Annotated in this window: 14 protein-coding genes; 11 read left to right on the forward strand and 3 right to left on the reverse strand. The window is 55.4% G+C overall.

The window, feature by feature from the left end:
* Window positions 1–206: 206 nt before the first annotated feature.
* Window positions 207–1,559 (reverse strand): molecular chaperone, encoded by a 1,353-nt coding sequence (yegD, locus tag C3451_RS09660; protein ID WP_063139128.1) that lies wholly within the window; start codon window positions 1,557–1,559, stop codon window positions 207–209.
* Window positions 1,560–1,689: 130 nt separating this feature from the next.
* Between yegD and alkA the strand changes: the two genes are divergently transcribed.
* On the forward strand, window positions 1,690–2,562 hold the full coding sequence (alkA, locus tag C3451_RS09665) for a DNA-3-methyladenine glycosylase 2 (RefSeq protein ID WP_038416380.1): 873 nt from the start codon (window positions 1,690–1,692) through the stop codon (window positions 2,560–2,562).
* Here alkA and C3451_RS09670 read toward each other — a convergent pair.
* Window positions 2,527–5,856, reverse strand: a complete 3,330-nt coding sequence (locus tag C3451_RS09670) for a diguanylate cyclase (protein ID WP_045621309.1) — start codon at window positions 5,854–5,856, stop codon at window positions 2,527–2,529. The genes alkA and C3451_RS09670 overlap by 36 nt on opposite strands.
* A 342-nt stretch (window positions 5,857–6,198) precedes the next feature.
* Between C3451_RS09670 and udk the strand changes: the two genes are divergently transcribed.
* The 3 genes from udk (at window position 6,199) to asmA (ending at window position 9,387) form a co-directional block, all read left to right on the forward strand.
* Complete coding sequence (udk, locus tag C3451_RS09675; RefSeq protein WP_000130320.1) at window positions 6,199–6,840, forward strand: uridine kinase; 642 nt, start codon at window positions 6,199–6,201, stop codon at window positions 6,838–6,840.
* Window positions 6,841–6,931: 91 nt separating this feature from the next.
* Window positions 6,932–7,513 (forward strand): dCTP deaminase, encoded by a 582-nt coding sequence (dcd, locus tag C3451_RS09680; RefSeq protein WP_006811250.1) that lies wholly within the window; start codon window positions 6,932–6,934, stop codon window positions 7,511–7,513.
* Window positions 7,514–7,536: 23 nt separating this feature from the next.
* Complete coding sequence (gene asmA / locus C3451_RS09685; protein WP_045621307.1) at window positions 7,537–9,387, forward strand: outer membrane assembly protein AsmA; 1,851 nt, start codon at window positions 7,537–7,539, stop codon at window positions 9,385–9,387.
* Window positions 9,388–9,477: 90 nt separating this feature from the next.
* Here asmA and C3451_RS09690 read toward each other — a convergent pair whose 3' ends face one another.
* Complete coding sequence (locus C3451_RS09690; RefSeq protein ID WP_023306574.1) at window positions 9,478–11,061, reverse strand: TerC family protein; 1,584 nt, start codon at window positions 11,059–11,061, stop codon at window positions 9,478–9,480.
* A gap of 693 nt (window positions 11,062–11,754) precedes the next feature.
* Here C3451_RS09690 and C3451_RS09695 point away from each other — a divergent pair.
* The 7 genes from C3451_RS09695 to wcaD all read left to right on the forward strand — a co-directional run bounded on the left by C3451_RS09695 (window position 11,755) and on the right by wcaD (window position 19,371).
* Window positions 11,755–12,891 carry a polysaccharide export protein gene (locus tag C3451_RS09695; RefSeq protein WP_022648641.1) on the forward strand — a complete coding sequence of 379 codons (1,137 nt, stop codon included), beginning with the start codon at window positions 11,755–11,757 and terminating at the stop codon, window positions 12,889–12,891.
* A gap of 6 nt (window positions 12,892–12,897) precedes the next feature.
* Window positions 12,898–13,341 (forward strand): low molecular weight protein-tyrosine-phosphatase Wzb, encoded by a 444-nt coding sequence (gene wzb / locus C3451_RS09700; RefSeq protein ID WP_003862078.1) that lies wholly within the window; start codon window positions 12,898–12,900, stop codon window positions 13,339–13,341.
* A 2-nt stretch (window positions 13,342–13,343) separates the two neighbouring features.
* Window positions 13,344–15,506, forward strand: a complete 2,163-nt coding sequence (gene wzc / locus C3451_RS09705) for a tyrosine-protein kinase Wzc (protein WP_022648640.1) — start codon at window positions 13,344–13,346, stop codon at window positions 15,504–15,506.
* A 122-nt stretch (window positions 15,507–15,628) separates the two neighbouring features.
* Window positions 15,629–16,471 (forward strand): colanic acid biosynthesis glycosyltransferase WcaA, encoded by an 843-nt coding sequence (gene wcaA / locus C3451_RS09710; RefSeq protein WP_006811246.1) that lies wholly within the window; start codon window positions 15,629–15,631, stop codon window positions 16,469–16,471.
* Complete coding sequence (gene wcaB / locus C3451_RS09715; protein ID WP_023300548.1) at window positions 16,471–16,962, forward strand: colanic acid biosynthesis acetyltransferase WcaB; 492 nt, start codon at window positions 16,471–16,473, stop codon at window positions 16,960–16,962. Before wcaA ends, wcaB begins: the two co-directional genes overlap by 1 nt.
* A complete protein-coding gene (wcaC, locus tag C3451_RS09720) occupies window positions 16,959–18,176 on the forward strand; it encodes a colanic acid biosynthesis glycosyltransferase WcaC (RefSeq protein ID WP_023300547.1) in 1,218 nt (405 codons plus the stop codon). The genes wcaB and wcaC overlap by 4 nt, the downstream gene beginning before the upstream one ends.
* The gene (gene wcaD / locus C3451_RS09725) at window positions 18,151–19,371 is read left to right on the forward strand and encodes a colanic acid polymerase WcaD (RefSeq protein WP_022648637.1); all 1,221 of its coding nucleotides are present in this window, start codon (window positions 18,151–18,153) and stop codon (window positions 19,369–19,371) included. Before wcaC ends, wcaD begins: the two co-directional genes overlap by 26 nt.
* The last annotated feature ends 11 nt before the right edge of the window (window positions 19,372–19,382 follow it).

Here is a 19,382-nt window from a genome sequence, read left to right on the forward strand (position 1 = left end):
TATACGTTCTCGTCCTGAAACACTTTCGGGGAATGATACTAGTTTAGTCAGGTAACACAGCGGAAAAATGGAGGAAATATGGAAGACTGTCAGGAATGGTCTGAGTGTGGTGCGTTGTTTCGCCGGGTGGCGGCTTCGCCTTACCCGGCCTACAAGATCCTCGAACCGTAGGCCGGGTAAGCGCAGCGCCACCCGGCACAACCCCATTAGCTAAACACCACCTGCGCCCAGCGGGCCAGTCCTGCCGTAACGGAGCCAAAGTCATCGCCGCCGGCAATCGGGATCCCCGGCAGCTGTTCCGCCAGCGCTTTCTTGATCAGCGGTGAACGGGCGCTACCGCCGGTCAGGTAAATCACGTCCGGTTTCTCTTTGCCATTCTCAAGCGCCAGCTGCACCTGCTCCAGAATACGCTGTAGCGGCTGAGCCAGCGCCATTTCCAGCCCTTCCTGGGTGATAGCCGTAGCCAGATCGTCCATGATAAACGGTAGCGTAACCGCATGCTCAGGACGATCGGAAAGGGCGATTTTGCTCTCTTCGGCGGTGCGCACCACCCGGTAGCTCAGACGCTGACGCCACACCTTATACAGCAGCGCGACCTTCTCTGCATCCTGCGCATCACGCACCAGATCGTTAAGGAAACGCCCATTCGCGGTGCTGTAAAAATCACTCTGGGCAGGGACGTCGTTGATGGCAATCGCATTCCACCATGGCAGGATCGGCAGGGCGATGCCTTTCTCGGTTTGACCGCCCATGCCGAGCAGCGGCATCAGGCTCTTGAATGCCAGGGCGATATCCAGATCGTTACCGCCCACGCGGCAGCCGCTGTGCCCCAGCAGGCTGTTTTCACGATCGCGACGATGATGCCACTGCGGACCCATCAGCAGTAATGAACAGTCCGTCGTACCACCGCCGATGTCCACCACCAGCACCCGTTTCTCTTCCGTCAGCGTGGCTTCAAAATCCAGTCCCGCCGCAACCGGCTCATACTGGAACACCACGTCACGGAAGCCAGCCCGGTGCGCTGCACGCTCAAGGATCCCCTGCGCCTGCTGGTTGGCTTCGTCGCCGCCCAGCCCCTGGAAGTTGATCGGACGGCCAATCACCGCCTGGGTGATGGCATCCGGCACCTGGGATTGCGCCTGATTGCGGATGTGCAGCATCATCGCGCAGACCAGATCTTCAAACATCGCCACCTGCTGTGGCTTCAGGCCGCTGGCGCCGAGGAAGGATTTCGGCGATTTAACGAAGTAGACCTCTTCCGGGTCTTCAATGTACTGCCCGAGGGAAGAGAGGCCGAACTGCACGCTGGAAGGGGTAACGTCGATATCTTCCTCGCGGTTAAAGCTGACCGCACGGCGCAGCAGCGCCTGGGTCTCCGCCGCCGTGGCCGGAACCTGATGATGGCGGAACAGCCACTCGCTCACCGCTTCACGCGTGGGCGCACAGAGCATTGACGGCAACAGCGTACTGCCGTTTTCCATTTTCAGGAGCTGTGGTTGTCCGTTTTGCATTATCGCAACCGAGCAGTTTGCGGTGCCGTAGTCGAATCCAATAAACACAATAAATCCCCATGCCGATGAGAAGGGGCGAGACTTTAGCGAAATGTCTGCCAGGCGACAACAGGAATATGAAAGCAAGGCGCAACGCGATCTTTCGGTTTATGCTGAGGTAAATACAAAAGGAGAGACGATGTACACCCTGAACTGGCAACCGCCCTACGACTGGCAGTGGATGTTTGGCTTTCTTGCCGCGCGTGCGGTCACAGGGGTTGAGACCGTTACGGAGGATTACTACGAACGCAGTTTTGGCTATGTGGGGCATCAGGGCATATTTCGGGTTGTGCCAGACAGCGCAACCCATACGCTGGCGGTGTCGCTCAGCCCTGGCCTGATCCCGGTGGCGGATATTTGCCTGGATCGCATTGCCCGCCTGTTCGATCTTGATTGCGACCCGCTAAGAATTGCGCAGACCCTGGGCGACCTCGGCGCGGCGCGGCCGGGGTTACGTTTGCCGGGCGCGATGGATGCCTATGAGCAGGGCGTGCGCGCCATTCTCGGGCAACTGGTGAGCGTGGCGATGGCGGCAAAACTGGCGTCAAGAGTGGTGGCGCTGTGCGGTGAACCCATTCAGGACGCGCCGGGCTACCTCTGTTTTCCTCCGCCAGAGGTACTGGCCGCGGTGGATCCGCTGGGGTTGAAAGCCCTTGGGATGCCGCTCAAGCGTGCGGAGTCGTTGATTCATCTGGCGCAGTCGGTGGTGGACGGTGAATTCCCGCTGTTCCCGCCTGCGAACGTCGAGGCCGGGATGAAGGCGCTACAGCAGCGCCCCGGCATCGGGCGCTGGACCGCAAATTATCTGGCCTTGCGCGGCTGGCAGGCGAAGGATGTTTTCCTGCCGGATGATTATCTCATTAAACAGCGCTTTGCCGGTATGACGCCCGCGCAGATCCGTCGCTATGCTGAGCGCTGGCAGCCGTGGCGCTCGTATGCGCTGTTACATATCTGGTACACCGACGGCTGGTCGCCGTCAGTTGATGGCGAAATAGCTGGTATTCAGCAGTAGATCGAGCGGCTGCGCTTCCCCGATGGTGTCGCCGTAAATAAAGTCAATGCCGATGCCCGACAGCGTATTCATCATGATCGACTGATGGCATGGCCCGGCAATGGTTTTTATGCCCAGACGCTGGGCGTGGCCCTGAATGATGGTCACCATCATCTCATCCATCAGATTGCCGTGGACGTTGGTCACCACGTCTGCATCCAGCAGCAGATAATCAGCGGTGTTGGCGCTGAGCTGGCTGAAGACGTTCATATCGCGTCCAACCCGGGTCAGCACCACGCGACAGCCAGCCTGACGAAGCTTTTGCAGACCCTGCTGCACGTTTTCATCCGTATTGCTCAGCACATCAACGGCGATCGCCAGATGCAGCAGCCGCGCCGGCAGCGGTCCTCTGGTGATCAGGTCGAGCAGCTCATCCACCAGCGTGACGCTGGCTAAACCCGCTTCTGAGAGCGGCAGCGCGACGCCCATCCCTTTGGCCGCCACCTGTGCGGCATAGGTACGGAAAAATTCGCTGAATATACGTCGGTCAAGGGCGTGCAGCAGCTCCGGCTCCGCCAGCCCGGCGCGGAAGGCATGCTCTTCCAGCACTTCCCCCTGGCTGGTCCACAACCGCAGGGAAATCAGCCAGAAGCTACTGCTCTCGGGAATGCGCGGTGAGGCGACGCTGCGGGCGATCATCAGCAGATGATTATCTTTGATCATGTGCCACTGCTCATCCAGCGACATCATGCTGCGCGTGCTGTGGATCCGCTCCTGCTGGGGTTCATAGATGGTGACCACACCGCGCCCGCTGTTTTTCGAGGCGTAACAGGCGATATCGGCCTGAGACATCACTTCCGCTGTCTGATAATTAGCGTCGTCAATCAACGTGATCCCCGCGCTGGCGCCGATGCGGTGCAGGCGTCCTTCCCAGGAAAAATGATAGTTGTTAATGGCGTCGATCAACCGGCCCGCAATATAGCGTGCGCTTTCGACGTTGCAGTCCGGCAGCAGCAGGCCAAACTCGTCGCCGCCCAGACGCGCCAGCACGTCGCTGGAGCGCAGCATGGTCAGCATCAGCGAAGAGAGTTCGCGCAGGAGCGCGTCGCCCGCCGCGTGGCCTGCGGTATCGTTCACCGCTTTAAAACGGTCAAGATCGATAAAGACCAGCGCGTGACGCTGATGGGTCTCCTGTACCGTCTGCAACAGGCGCTTAAGATGGTTTTCAAAACTGACGCGGTTCGCCAGGTGGGTAAGGGCGTCATGGGAAGCGCTGTAGCTCAGCTGGCGCAGCATTTTGCGCGACTCGGTGACATCCTGAATCACCAGCACCGAGCCGATAGCGTGCCCCTCCAGGGTGCTGAGCGGGGTAATGCTGTAATGAATGTCGAAACTGCCGCCATTCCGGCAGTTAAGCACCACATCCTGTTCGATATCGGTACGGGACATATCGCCGCTGTGGATGTTTTCCATTAACGGGCCGTTCTCGCCGAAGGTAATGTGCAGCACCTTCAGAACGGGCTGACCCAGCGCTTCGCTTTGCGACCAGCCGCTCATCTTCTCTGCGACCGGGTTCATAAAGGTGATGTTCATGTCGATATCGGTGCACAGCACCGCTTCGCCGATGGAGTCGAGGGTGATATGCAGGCGCTCTTTTTCCTGGAACAGCGCCTCGTTCAACTGCTTCACCTCGGTCATATCCATGTTGATCCCTAACAGCCGCTCCACTTCGCCCTGTTTGTTCAGCACCCGGTTCGCCAGCGAACGAATGTGGCGAATGCCATCCTTGACGCGAATGCGAAATTCCAGCTTGAAAGGCACCCTGGCCTGGAGTGACTCACGCAGTACCTGTTCGGCGTGCGCACGATCTTCAGGCACCATGGCCGCATGCCAGAGCTGCCAGGTAGGTTTAATGTGCGGGGGGATCTCGTACAGCTCAAACATCCGTTTATCCCAGCTGATCACGTCCGGCTCGAGATCCCACTCCCAGATCCCGATGCCGCCGGCTTCGTTCGCGAGGGTGATACGCTCCATCAGACGCTTATTCACCCACTCGGTCTGTTTCAGGTCGTTGATGTCTTCAATCTGGGCAATAAAGTAGAGCGGCGTACCGTCGGCATGGCGCACAACGGAAACGGCCAGCAGCGCCCACACCACCTCGCCGCTGCGGGTGTAGTAGCGTTTTTCGAGGCTGTAGCTGTTGATCTCCCCGTTAATCAGCTGTTGCAACTGCTCCAGGTCGGTATTTAAATCTTCCGGCCAGGTTAACTGCTGGAACGTGAGCGACTGAAGCTCAGACTGACTGTAACCGAGGAAATTGCACAGCGCCTTGTTGGCCTGAAGCCACTGGCCCTCAATGCCCACCAGCGCCATACCAATGGCGGAATATTCCATCGCATTACGAAAACGTTCTTCGCTTTCCGTAATATGTTTACGCTCGGCCCGGAAGGCATACATCACCATCGTCATAATGTTGGCGGGGAGCAGCATCATCAGGAAGGGAAGCCATGGCGCGTTGAAGGTCACCATCATGTTTGAAGGTGTCATGGAGGGCGGGTTTCGCGCCATCATCAAGGACACCATCATGATGGTGAATAAAAAAATCAGGAATGCTTCCATTCGCGGCAGGCGTACCGCGCTCCACATCAGCAAAACGATGATGCAGGTGAACGGCCACGGCAGCCAGGTGATTGCCGTCCAGCTAAGAACCAGCGTAACGACCAGGGTCACCAGCGTTTCCAGCAGCAGTCTCGGGTTGCGGTGGCGCAGCAGGTAATGCGGTTTAAACAGCAGACCTAACGGTACAAGCGCCAGCGCGCCAATGGCTTCTGAAAGTACCCAAAACAGAAAATTACGCAGCGGCTCCGCGCCTGGCACCAGAAAATGAACCAGAATGCCGCCCACCAGCGGCGGCACCAGGGCGCTGCCGAGGGCAAGGCGTATCCAGTCGTTGAGGTTTTGCAGCGGGTTATACCAGGGGAGCAGCTTACGCAGCAACACCGCACCAACACAGGCCTCAATAATATTGATTGCCGTGTAGGTTAAGTTGATTGATTCCCATGAAAAGAGCATCCACGAGGCAAAAATATTGCCAAAGGAGCAGGCGAGGGCGATGCCGGGCCACATTTTTCCCGCATGGCGGTAAAACGCCACCATCATAATGGAGGTCGGGAACCACAATGGCGCCAGCAGCGAACCGAAGCGAGTCAGCTCAAGGGAAAATAAGGTGAAGATGAACGTGACCAGACCCAGACAGACAAGCCGCAGTAAAGGATGTGGGGTAGTAACCAAAACCCGCTGGTATTGTTTATTCATTACCGCTCTATCCAGGGACGCCGTGTTGTCAGGAGCCAGCTCCGGACGCGTGAAATCATTAATTTGGTTTATGCTAGTACAAACATTTTACAATTCATATGCTGAGTGCTCAGATTTTGACTTCATAGACTTATAAAATAGTTACTCTGCGAAGAAGGGGGATGAAATGGTGAAAATCCGTGCGTAAAAATTTCGCTAAAGGCGTGAAACGGCGCTTTTCAGCCCGCCTCGCATAACCTGCGCATTCGACTGGTATCACGCCCCCGAAATCCCTATAATTGCCGCGTTTGACGCTCCGGCGTCGTCCTTCCTTACATCCAGGTTAATCAGGTCGCTAAATTTATGACTGATAAGTCTCATCAGTGCGTCATCATAGGCATCGCCGGCGCATCGGCTTCAGGTAAAAGTCTTATTGCCAGTACGCTTTATCGCGAACTGCGTGAACAAGTGGGTGATGAGCATATCGGTGTTATTCCCGAAGATAGCTATTACAAAGATCAATCCCATCTTTCGATGGAAGAGCGCGTAAAAACCAACTACGACCACCCCAGTGCGATGGATCACAGTCTGCTGTTCCAGCATCTGGAAGCGCTGAAGCGCGGCGAGGCGATTGAGCTGCCCGTCTACAGTTACGTGGAACATACCCGCACCCAGGAAACGATCCGCATTGAGCCCAAGAAGGTGATTATCCTTGAAGGGATTTTGCTGCTCACCGACGCCCGTCTGCGCGAATCAATGAACTTCTCGATTTTCGTCGATACCCCGCTGGATATCTGCCTGATGCGGCGTATTAAACGCGACGTTAACGAACGCGGTCGCTCCATGGACTCCGTGATGGCGCAGTATCAGAAAACCGTTCGCCCGATGTTCCTGCAATTTATTGAGCCTTCTAAACAATACGCCGATATTATTGTGCCTCGCGGCGGTAAAAACCGTATTGCCATTGATATCTTAAAAGCGAAAATCAGTCAGTTTTTTGAATAAGCCGTGTGAATTGTGTACCGTTCAGAGATAACCTGGTTTTGCCCTGACGCCGTAAGGATTCAGGGCGCGATGCACGAAAGGAGAAAGTGCCATGCGTCTTTGTGACCGCGATATAGAAGCCTGGCTGGATGAAGGCCGCCTGTCTATCACCCCGCGTCCGCCGGTTGAGCGTATTAACGGCGTGACCGTCGATGTACGTCTGGGGAATAAGTTCCGCACCTTCAGCGGCCACACGGCACCGTTTATCGACCTCAGCGGGCCGAAAGACGAAGTCAGTGCAGCGCTGGATCGCGTCATGAGTGACGAAATCGTCATCGAAGAAGGAGAGGCGTTTTATCTCCATCCTGGCGAACTGGCGCTGGCGGTGACCTTTGAATCGGTCACGCTGCCTGCGGATCTGGTCGGCTGGCTTGACGGACGCTCTTCTCTGGCGCGTCTGGGCCTGATGGTGCACGTCACCGCGCACCGTATCGATCCGGGCTGGTCTGGCCGTATCGTGCTGGAGTTCTTTAACGCCGGTAAACTGCCGCTGGCGCTTCGCCCGGGAATGATGATCGGTGCGTTGAGCTTCGAACCGCTGACCGGCCCGGCAGACCGTCCTTATAACCGCCGTCAGGACGCAAAATATCGCGACCAGCAGGGTGCGGTTGCCAGCCGTATCGATAAAGACTGATCTGTGAGTTCACTGAGGAAGCCATGAGAAGAGTTCTGACAACGCTGATGATTTTGCTGGTGGTGCTGGTGGCTGGCCTTTCAGCGTTGGTGCTGCTGGTTAACCCGAATGACTTCCGGGCCTACATGGTGCGGCAGGTTGAAGCGCGCAGCGGGTATGAACTCAAGCTGGACGGGCCGCTGCGCTGGCACGTCTGGCCGCAGCTCAGCATTCTCTCCGGACGTATGTCGCTCACCGCGCCGGGCGCCGCGCAGCCGCTTGTTACGGCGGATAACATGCGTCTTGATGTCGCGCTCATCCCGCTCTTATCCCATCAGCTCCAGGTTGAACAGGTGATGCTGAAAGGGGCGGTGATTCAGCTTACGCCACAAACCGAAGCCGTTCGTCAGGCGAATGCTCCGGTCGCACCGCGTGAAAATACTTTGCCTGACGTTCCGTCTGACACCGGCTGGTCTTTCGATATTGGTAATCTGAAAGTTGCTGACAGCGTGCTGGTTTTCCAGCATGAGGATGACGAACAGATCACCGTCCGCAATATCAACCTCAGAATGGAGCAGGACGCCAACCATCACGCGACCATGGAGTTCTCCGGGCGGATCAACCGTAACCAGCGCGATCTCAACCTGTCGATGAATGCGAACGTGAACGCCTCTGACTACCCGCACCAGCTGACGGCGGACGTTCAGCAGGTCAACTGGCAGCTGACCGGCGCGGATTTACCCGCGAAGGGGATCGCCGGCCAGGGCACGATGCAGGCGGTGTGGCACGAAGAGCGCAAACAGCTCGAACTGAACGCGCTCAACCTCCAGGCCAACGACAGTTCCCTGAAGGGGCAGGCGAGCGTCACGCTTGATGAGAAACCCAAGTGGGTGTTGGATCTGCAATTCGACAAGCTGAACCTTGAGAACCTGCTCGCGGCCCAAACGGTGAATGCGACCGATGAGGGTGTCGCGCAGGTAGGGCAAAGCCAGGTCACGCAGTCGCGTCCGGTGATCTCCTCCAATCTCGATCTGCCTGACTACAATGGTCTGCGCGGATTTACCGCCGACATTCTGCTGAAAGCGAACAGCGTGCGCTGGCGTGGGATTGATTTTACTGACGTCAACAGCCAGATGTTCAACCACAACGGCCTGCTGGTCATCTCTGAGCTCAGCGGAAAAATGGGGGCAGGAAATCTCTCCCTGCCGGGCACGCTGGACGTACGTAAAGACGTTGCCAGCGCCGCGTTCCAGCCGCGTCTGGAAAACGTTGAGATTGGCACCATCCTGAAAGCCTTTAATTACCCGATTTCCCTCACGGGGCAGCTGTCGCTGGCCGGGGATTTCTCCGGCACGAAGATTGATGCGGACGCCTTCCGTCGTAGCTGGAAGGGGCAGGCGCACGTTGAGCTAAAAGATTCGCGCATGGAAGGGCTGAACTTCCAGCAACTGGTGCAGCAGGCGGTAGAGCGCAGCAGCAGCGTGAAGGCGAATGAAAACTACGACAGCGCAACCCGTCTCGACAGCTTTACCAGCGAGCTTGCCCTCGACAACGGTCAGCTCTCGCTCGACGAGATGCAGGGAATCTCGTCCCTGCTGGCGCTGACCGGAAACGGCGCGCTGGATCTGGTGAAAGAGACGGTTGACACCCGCTTCAACGTCCGCGTGAAGGCTGGCTGGGAAGGGGAAGGCCAGCTTGTCGAGTTCTTGAAAGAGACGCCGATACCGCTGCGCGTGTACGGAAAATGGCAGGAACTGAATTACAGTTTGCAGGTCGATCAGATCCTGCGTAAGCACCTTCAGGATGAAGCGAAACGTCGGCTGAATGATTGGGCGGACCGCAATAAAGAGTCTCAGTCTGGTAAGGACGTGAAAAAGTTGCTCGATAAGCTCTGATGCCTGTTGTGCCGGGTGGCGGCTTCGCCTTACCCGGCCTACAAAAGCCAGACACCGTAGGCCGGGTAAGCGAAGCGCCACCCGGCTTTTTTACACCTCAAAATCCATCTCATCTTCACCGCGCAGCGGTATCAGCTGCACCTTCTGCACGCGATGGCTCTCTACCTGCAAGGTTTTGATCATGTAATTCCCCACCTGGACCTCTTCGCCCGGCTGCGGAATACGTTGCAGATATTCCATCAGCAAACCGGCGATGGTGTGGTATTCGCGCTTCTCGTCCAGCGGAAGCGGAACGAACTGCACCAGATCTTCGAGCGGCATATGGCCGTTGGCGGTCCAGCTGCCGTCTGCGTTTTTCTGAATATCGTGGCGTGCATCGATCTCATCCACCTCATTAGGCAGATTACCGGCGATGGTTTCCATCACGTCGCTGAGCGTCACCAGCCCTTCCACAGAACCAAACTCATCAACGACAAACGCGAAGTGGGTACGCGCGTTGCGGAACTGCTCCAGCGCGGAGAGCAGCGGCAGCGCTTCCGGGAAGACCAGCGGCTGGCGCACCAGCGCGCGCAGGTTGAGCGGCTCACCGTGAAGCTGCTGTTGCAGCAGGTCAATCACGTGTACCACGCCCAGCAGCTCTTCTTCCTCTTCTCCGCCGGTCACCACCACGCGGGTGTGCTGGTTTTTATCCAGCAGGGCACGGATCTGCTCTTCCGGTGCCGTCAGGTCAATATGCTCAATGTCGTGGCGGGAGGTCATGATACTGCTGACCGAGCGCTGGTTGAGGTTAAGCACGCGCTCTATCATCCGGCGTTCCTGCGGGTTGAAGATCTGCCCGTCGCTGTGGTCGGCTAGCATCGCAGCGGATTCAGCATCCAGCTCGGCATCCTCTTTTTTGCCGCTCAGCAGACGCATCACCGTATCTGCGGTGCGCTGTCGTAATGTCTGGTTCGCGGAAAGAAAACGGCGGCGGTTGAAAATGGCCAGCTGGTTAAGAAACTCAATAAGCACCGAGAAACCAATGGCTGCGTACAGATATCCTTTCGGGATATGGAAGCCAAAACCATCCGCCACCAGGCTAAAGCCAATCATCAGCAGGAAGCTCAGACAGAGAATGACGATAGTCGGGTGACTGTTCACGAAGCGCGTCAGGGCTTTACTGGCGAGCACCATCAGGGTGATGGCAATGATCACGGCGGCCATCATCACCGCCAGATGGTCAACCATCCCGACGGCAGTAATCACGGAGTCGAGAGAAAAGACGGCATCCAGCACCACTATCTGCGCGACCACCGGCCAGAATTTAGCGCCGCGCCGCTGGGTGGGGTTTTCACTGTCTTTTCCTTCCAGCCGCTCATTAAGCTCAACCGTGGCTTTGAACAGCAGGAACAATCCGCCGAAAAGCATGATCAGGTCGCGGGCGCTAAAGCTCAGACCCTGCACGCTGAATAAGGGTTTGGTGAGCGTGACCAGCCATGATATTGAGGCCAGTAATAGCAGACGCATCACCATGGCGAGCAGAAGACCCGTCACGCGGGCGCGGTCGCGTTGTGAAGGGGGTAATTTATCGGCAAGGATGGCGATAAACACCAGGTTATCAATGCCGAGCACTAATTCGATGACGACCAGCGTCACCAGCCCGGCCCAGATTGATGGATCGGCAATCCATTCCATAGTAAATGCAATACCTTCTGTTATATGACTAATGTCACACTTCGATCATGGATAAAGCAGACGGAAATTGCAATGCCGGGGTGAGATTTCTCTTAATGCTACACTCAGGTAAAACCCATATGCGGGGCGGTGTAAATAAGTTAAATGCGAAGATTTAATTACAAAAGACGATATTTAGGATATATCGCAATAAATGGTCTGGCGCTCTATTTTGTCAATATAAAGAAAATCCGAAAACCTCAAAACTTTGCTCTTAATATTAATCTTAAAAACGAATATTAGGACGGTTGTCTCCTTGCCTGCTATTAGGTTAGCTGCAACAATTCTTCCAGCATCAAATGTTAAATCTCCTTGTTGCTATTTTTGTTTCAGTCTTTGGTGAAGGTTATACATTATCAATCACCCGTTTAAGGTGGCGGATATATTTCTCAAAAGGCCTGATCCAAGAGGGTGTCTAACCATAACGCATTGTTTAGTCAGTGGATTGGTAACTGAAAGCCAAGGGCGGTAGCGTGCCTGAAAGCGTGTGAATCAGCCTCAATTATTCTGTCAATAGCCAATGGATGAATAAGCTTTTTTTAGGACTGATGCCAGTTATATTGCTAAATGATTAACTGCATTCTGATTGTCACCACGACCCGCGCTTATTTTAATTGCACAGGATAATTACTCTGCCAAAGTGATAAATAATCAATGATGAAATCCAAAATGAAATTGATGCCATTATTGGTGTCTGTGACCTTGATGAGTGGTTGCACGGTCTTTCCCGGCAGCAATATGTCAACAATGGGCAAGGATGTGATTAAACAGCAGGATGCTGATTTTGATCTCGACAAAATGGTGAATGTTTACCCATTAACCCCACGTCTGGTAGAACAATTACGCCCACGTCCGAATGTTGCTCAGCCAAATATGTCTCTGGACCAGGAAATTGCCTCTTACCAGTATCGCGTTGGTCCAGGTGACGTCATTAACGTGACCGTCTGGGATCACCCTGAACTGACCACGCCTGCGGGCCAGTACCGTAGCTCAAGCGACACCGGTAACTGGGTACAGTCCGATGGCACCATGTTCTATCCCTACATTGGCAAAGTGCACGTCGCGGGCAAAACGCTTGCTGAGATCCGTAGTGATATTACCGGCCGCCTGGCGCAGTACATTGCTGACCCGCAGGTGGACGTTAATATCGCCGCGTTCCGATCCCAGAAAGCCTATATCTCAGGCCAGGTCAACAAATCCGGCCAGCAGGCTATCACCAACGTCCCGCTCACCGTTCTTGATGCGATCAATGCCGCAGGCGGCTTAACCGACGGTGCTGACTGGCGCAACGTGGTGCTGACCCACAACGGCAAAGAGCAGCGCATTTCGCTTCAGGCGCTGATGCAAAACGGTGACCTGACCCAGAACCGTCTCCTCTATCCGGGCGATATTCTTTACGTGCCGCGCAACGACGATCTGAAAGTGTTCGTGATGGGTGAAGTGAAGAAACAGAGCACCCTTAAGATGGACTTCAGCGGTATGACCCTGACCGAAGCGCTGGGCAACGCGGAAGGTATCGATCTGACCGCCTCCAACGCCAGCGGCATCTTTGTGATCCGTCCGATCAAAGGCGAAAACGCGAAAGGCAAGATTGCCAACATCTACCAGCTGGACATGTCCGACGCGACGTCGCTGGTCATGGCAACGTCGTTCCGTCTCCAGCCATACGATGTGGTCTATGTCACCACCGCGCCGGTTGCCCGCTGGAACCGTCTGATCAACCAGTTGCTGCCTACCATCAGTGGCGTTCGCTACATGACGGATACGGCGAGCGACATTCATACCTGGTAAGCCGCGATGTTTAACAAAATTCTGGTGGTGTGTGTGGGGAACATTTGCCGTTCCCCCACGGCTGAAAGGCTGTTGAAAAATTACCAGCCTGCGTTAACGGTCGACTCCGCAGGGCTGGGCGCGCTGGTCGGAAAAGGTGCCGACGAACGTGCCGCAAGCGTCGCCCTTGAGCATAACCTCTCACTCGACGGGCACGTTGCCCGTCAGGTCTCTGGCCGAATGTGCCGGGAATATGACCTGATCCTCGCGATGGAAAAACGCCACATTCACGCGCTGTGCGATATTGCACCGGAGATGCGCGGCAAGGTGATGCTGTTTGGTCACTGGGATGGTGAGCGCGAAATTCCCGATCCGTATCGCAAGAGCCGCGAGGCCTTTGAGGCGGTATACACCTTACTAGACCAGTCTGCCCGCCAGTGGGCGCAGGCATTGAAAGCTCAGCAGGGATAACAATGACAGAAAAAACAAGACCTTCTGCCGCCCCGACGTCGGGCAGTGATGAAATCGATATCGGTCGCCTGGTCGGGACCGTTATTGAAGCGAAATGGTGGGTGCTGGGTATAACCGCCATCTTTGCCGTGGCGGCGATCGTTTATACGCTGTTCGCGACGCCTATTTACAGCGCCGACGCGCTGGTGCAGATCGAACAAAATACCGGAAACTCGCTGGTTCAGGATATCGGCTCTGCGCTGGCCAACAAGCCGCCGGCATCGGAGGCTGAAATTCAGCTGATCCAGTCGCGCCTGGTATTGGGCAAAACGGTTCACGATCTGGGGCTGGATATCGCGGTCACCAAAAACACCTTCCCGGTGTTTGGCGCAGGCTGGGATCGCCTGATGGGGCGCAGTAACGATACGGTAAAAGTGACCGACTTCGTGATTCCAAAAGGGGCTGGGGACCAAACCTTTACCCTGACCGTGCTGGGACCAAAACAGTATCAGCTGACCAGCGACGCAGGCTTCAGCGCGCGCGGCGAAGTGGGGCAGATGCTGACCAAAGATGGCGTGAGCATCAGGGTTGGTGCCATCCAGGCGCACGAGGGCGGTGAGTTTACGGTCACCAAATTCTCGACGCTCGGAATGATCAACAATCTGCAAAACAACCTGACCGTCACCGAAAACGGTAAGGATACCGGCGTCCTGAGCATGACCTTCACCGGTGAAGACAAGGATCAAATCCGCGACATCCTGAACAGCATCACCCGTAACTACCTTGAGCAGAACGTTGAGCGCAAGTCAGCGGAAGCCGCTAAAAGCCTCGCGTTCCTCAGTAAACAGCTGCCGGAGGTGCGCGCCCGTCTGGATGACGCCGAGAACAAGCTGAACGCATACCGTCAGGATAAAGACTCCGTCGACCTGCCGCTGGAGGCGAAATCGGTTCTCGACTCCATGGTCAATATTGATGCGCAGCTGAACGAGCTGACCTTTAAAGAGGCGGAAATTTCCAAGCTCTATACCAAACGTCACCCGGCGTACCGCACGCTGCTCGAGAAACGTCGTACCCTGGAAGAAGAGAAGGCGAAGCTGAATGACCGCGTGACCGCGATGCCGAAGACGCAGCAGGAAATCGTACGCCTGACGCGTGATGTGGAATCCGGCCAGCAGGTTTACATGCAACTGCTGAACAAGCAGCAGGAGCTGAAAATCACCGAAGCCAGCACCGTGGGCGACGTGCGTATCGTTGACCCGGCGATTACCCAGCCGGGCGTGCTGAAGCCGAAGAAAGCGCTGATTATCCTCGGCAGCATTATTCTCGGCCTGATGCTCTCTATCGTCGGCGTGCTGCTGCGCTCGCTGTTCAACCGCGGTATCGAAAGCCCGCAGGTGCTGGAAGAGAACGGGATCAGCGTGTACGCCAGCATCCCGCTTTCGGAGTGGCAGAAGTCCCGTGACAGCGTCAAAACTGTTAAGGGCGTCAAGCGTTACAAACAGAGCCAGCTGCTGGCCGTGGGTAACCCGACCGACCTGGCGATTGAAGCGGTGCGTAGCCTGCGTACCAGCCTCCACTTCGCCATGATGCAGGCCAAAAACAACGTCCTGATGATGACCGGTGTCAGCCCGTCAATTGGTAAGACCTTCGTCTGTGCCAACCTGGCGGCGGTGGTGAGCCAGACCAACAAGCGCGTGCTGCTGATCGACTGCGACATGCGTAAGGGCTACACCCATGAGCTGCTGGGTACCAACAACGTTAACGGCCTGTCGGAAATCCTGCTGGGTAAAGGGGAGATCAGCGAGAGCGCCAAGCCGACCTCGATTCCGAAATTTGACCTGATCCCGCGTGGCCAGGTACCGCCGAACCCGTCTGAACTGCTGATGAGCGAGCGCTTCACGCAGCTGATCGAGTGGGCAAGCAAAAACTATGACCTGGTGCTGATCGATACCCCACCAATTCTGGCGGTCACCGACGCCGCCGTGGTAGGGCGTCATGCGGGCACCACGCTGATGGTTGCACGCTATGCGGTGAACACCCTGAAGGAAGTGGAAACCAGCCTGAGCCGCTTTGAGCAGAACGGTATTGAGGTGAAAGGGGTCATTCTGAACTCCATCTTCCGCCGTGCGACGGGTTATCAGGATTACGGCTACTACGAGTACGAATACAAGTCTGACTCTAAATAACAAAACACACCCCACACCCCTCACCCTAACCCTCTCCCCTGAGGGGAGAGGGGACTGCCTGGTGCGGTCTTTCACCCTCTCCCTTTCGGGGAGAGGGCCGGGGTGAGGGGCAGGAGGAATACATGAGCACACAACGCCCTTTGATTTCTATCTATATGCCGACATGGAATCGTCAGCAGCTGGCGATCCGCGCGATTAAATCGGTCCTGCGTCAGGATTACGATAACTGGGAACTGATTATCGTGGATGACTGTTCCTCCTCTTACGAACAGCTACAAAAGTTTGTCGAAGACCTGAACGACCCGCGCGTGGTGTACACGCATAACGCCATCAACTCCGGGGCGTGCGCGGTGCGCAATCAGGCGATTATGCAGGCGAAAGGGCAGTATCTGACCGGTATCGACGATGATGACGAATGGACGCCAAACCGTCTGTCGATCTTCCTGTCGCACAAAGCGCAGCTGGTGACCCACGCGTTTCTGTATGCCAACGACTATGTCTGTCAGGGCGAGGTCTATTCGCAGCCGGCCAGCCTGCCGCTGTATCCGAAATCACCGTATTCCCGCCGCCTGTTCTACAAGCGCAACATTATCGGCAACCAGGTGTTTACCTGGGCCTGGCGCTTTAAGGAGTGTCTGTTCGATACCGAGCTGAAGGCCGCACAGGACTACGACATTTTCCTGCGGATGGTGGTGGAGTACGGCGAGCCGTGGAAGGTGGAAGAGGCCACGCAGATCCTGCACATCAACCACGGGGAGATGCAGATCACCTCGTCACCGAAAAAATTCTCGGGCTACTTCCATTTTTACCGCAAGCACAAGGACAAGTTTGACCGTGCCAGTCGGAAGTATCAGCTCTTTACCCTCTATCAGATCCGCAATAAGCGCATGAACTGGCGCACGCTGCTGACGCTGCTGTCGGTGCGTAACGGCAAGCGTCTGGCTGACGGGCTTCGGGGGAAATAATGTTTCTGGAAGATTGCCGCGCTAACAGCTGGAGCCTGCGCCCGTGCTGCATGGTTCTGGCCTACCGTATTGCGCACTTTTGCTCGGTGTGGCGCAAAAAAAATGTGCTGAACAATATCTGGGCCGCGCCGGTGCTGGTGCTGTACCGCATCATCACCGAATGCTTTTTTGGCTATGAAATTCAGGCCGCTGCCACCATTGGCCGCCGCTTTACCATTCATCACGGCTATGCGGTCGTCATCAACAAGTTCGTCGTCGCGGGTGATGATTTCACCATTCGCCACGGGGTGACAATCGGCAACCGTGGGCCAGACAGCCTGGCCTGCCCGGTGATTGGCAATAACGTCGAGTTGGGCGCCAACGTGGTGATGATCGGGGAGATTACCGTGGGCAATAACGTGACGGTTGGCGCAGGCAGCGTGGTGCTGGACAGCATTCCGGACAATGCGCTGGTGGTGGGCGAGAAAGCCCGCGTGAAGGTGATTAAATGAACATTCTGCAATTTAACGTACGCCTCGCAGAGGGCGGGGCGGCAGGCGTAGCGCTGGATCTGCATCAGCGCGCGCTGCAAAAAGGATTACAGTCGCGCTTTGTTTACGGTTACGGCAAGGGCGGCAAGAAAAGCGTCAGCCATGATAACTATCCGCAGGTGCTGAAGCAGACGCCACGTCTGACCTCCATCGCCAATATTGCGCTGTTCCGTCTGTTTAACCGCGACCTGTTCGGCAACCTGAATAACCTCTACCGCACCGTCACCCGCACCCGCGGGCCGGTTGTACTGCACTTCCACGTGCTGCACAGCTACTGGCTGAATCTGGAAGAGGTGGTAGCGTTTTGTGGCAAAGTGAAGGCGCACAAGCCGGACACCCGTTTCGTCTGGACGCTACACGACCACTGGAGCGTGACCGGACGCTGCGCCTTTACCGACGGCTGCGAAGGCTGGAAAGATAACTGCCAGAAATGCCCTACGCTCAGCAACTATCCGCCGGTGAAGGTCGATCGCGCGCATCAGCTGGTTGAGGGCAAGCGTCAGCTGTTCCGCGACATGCTCTCGCTCGGCTGCACCTTTATCTCTCCAAGCCAGCACGTGGCAGATGCTTTTAATAGCCTGTACGGAGCAGGGCGCTGCCAGATTATCAACAACGGTATTGATGTGGCGACGGAAGAGATCCTGGCCGAACTGACGCCCGTAGCCATTACCACGGGCAAGCCGAAAATCGCTGTCGTCGCCCATGACCTGCGCTACGACGGCAAAACCAACCAACAGCTGGTGCGCGACATGATGGCGCTCGGCGACAAAATTGAACTGCATACCTTCGGCAAATTCTCGCCGTTCGAAGGCGCTAACGTGGTGAATCACGGGTTTGAAACCGACAAGCGCAAACTGATGAGCGCGCTCAACGGTATGGACGCGCTGGTGTTCAGCTCCCGCGTGGACAACTACCCGCTGATCCTGTGCGAAGCGCTCTCCATTGGCGTGCCGGTCATTGCCACCCACAGCGACGCGGCGCGCGAAGTGCTGGAGAAATCGGGCGGTAAAACCTTCAGTGAGAACGAGGTGCTGCCGCTGGTGCAGCTGTCGAAGGCCGATATCGCGCAGGCTGTTTTTGGCACGGACCTGGAATCGTTCCGCAACCGCAGCCGCAAAGCGTACAGTGGACAACAGATGCTGGAGGAGTATGTCTCGTTCTATCAGAATCTGTAGTTATCTGCTGCTGCCGCTGATCTACCTGCTGGTCAACGTCAAGATTGCCCAGCTCGGTGAAAGCTTCCCAATCACCATCGTCACCTTCCTGCCGGTTCTGCTGTTGCTATACGTTGATAAGCTTAACCTCAAAAAGCTGATGATTGCGCTGGGGATCGGGTTTGGTCTGACGGCGTTTAACTACATCTTTGGTCAGTCGCTGGACGCCAGTAAATATGTCACCTCCACCATGCTGTTTGTTTATATCGTTATCATTATTGGCATGGTGTGGAGTATTCGTTTTAAAACTATCTCTCCGCACAATTATAGGAAAATCCTCAGGTTCTTTTATATTGTCGTCGGGCTGATTGTTATGCTTGCGGCATTGGAGATGGCGCAAATTATTCTCACAGGCGGCAGTAGCCTGATGGAAATAATTTCGAAATATCTTATATACAGTAACAGCTATGTACTGAACTTCATTAAGTTTGGTGGCAAGCGTACCACTGCGCTCTATTTTGAACCGGCGTTTTTTGCTCTGGCATTAATCTCAATTTGGCTCAGCATCAAACAGTTCGGTATCAAAACCCCCAAGACCGATGCTATGATTCTTGCAGGAATCGTTCTGTCAGGGTCGTTCTCAGGGGTAATGACGTTTATTCTGTTTTACCTGCTGGAGTGGGCGTTCCAGTACCTGAACAAAGAGGCGATTAAGAAAAAACTGCCGCTGGCGATCATTTCTCTGACGGTATTTTTAGTGGGCGTAATATTCGCCTTCCCGTACATTTCTGAACGTCTGGGTGATTTGGGAACGGAAGGTTCGTCGTCCTATTATCGCATCATTGGTCCACTGGTGATGGTGGGTTATTCCTTAACCCATATTGATGGCGTAGTAAGATTCGGCTCACTTTACGAATATGTTGCATCATTCGGAATCTTTAACGGTGCGGATGTCGGTAAAACCATAGACAATGGTCTGTATCTGTTAATTATCTATTTTTCCTGGTTCGCCGTACTGTTGACACTGTGGTATCTGTTTAAAGTTTTCAAAATGATGATTAACGCGTTTGGTGATAACCAGAACTTTCGTGTGCAACTTTATCTGTTCACACCTGTGTCGTTGTTTTTTACCGGGTCAATATTTAGCCCGGAATATGCATTCTTAATTGTATGTCCGTTTATTTTGCGCAAAGCGTTGAATATTACGAGCGTATGACGAAATGAGGT

The sequence above is a fragment of the Enterobacter sp. 301B genome, from assembly GCF_003850715.1.
In the GTDB taxonomy this organism is placed as follows: Bacteria; Pseudomonadota; Gammaproteobacteria; order Enterobacterales; family Enterobacteriaceae; genus Enterobacter; species Enterobacter intestinihominis.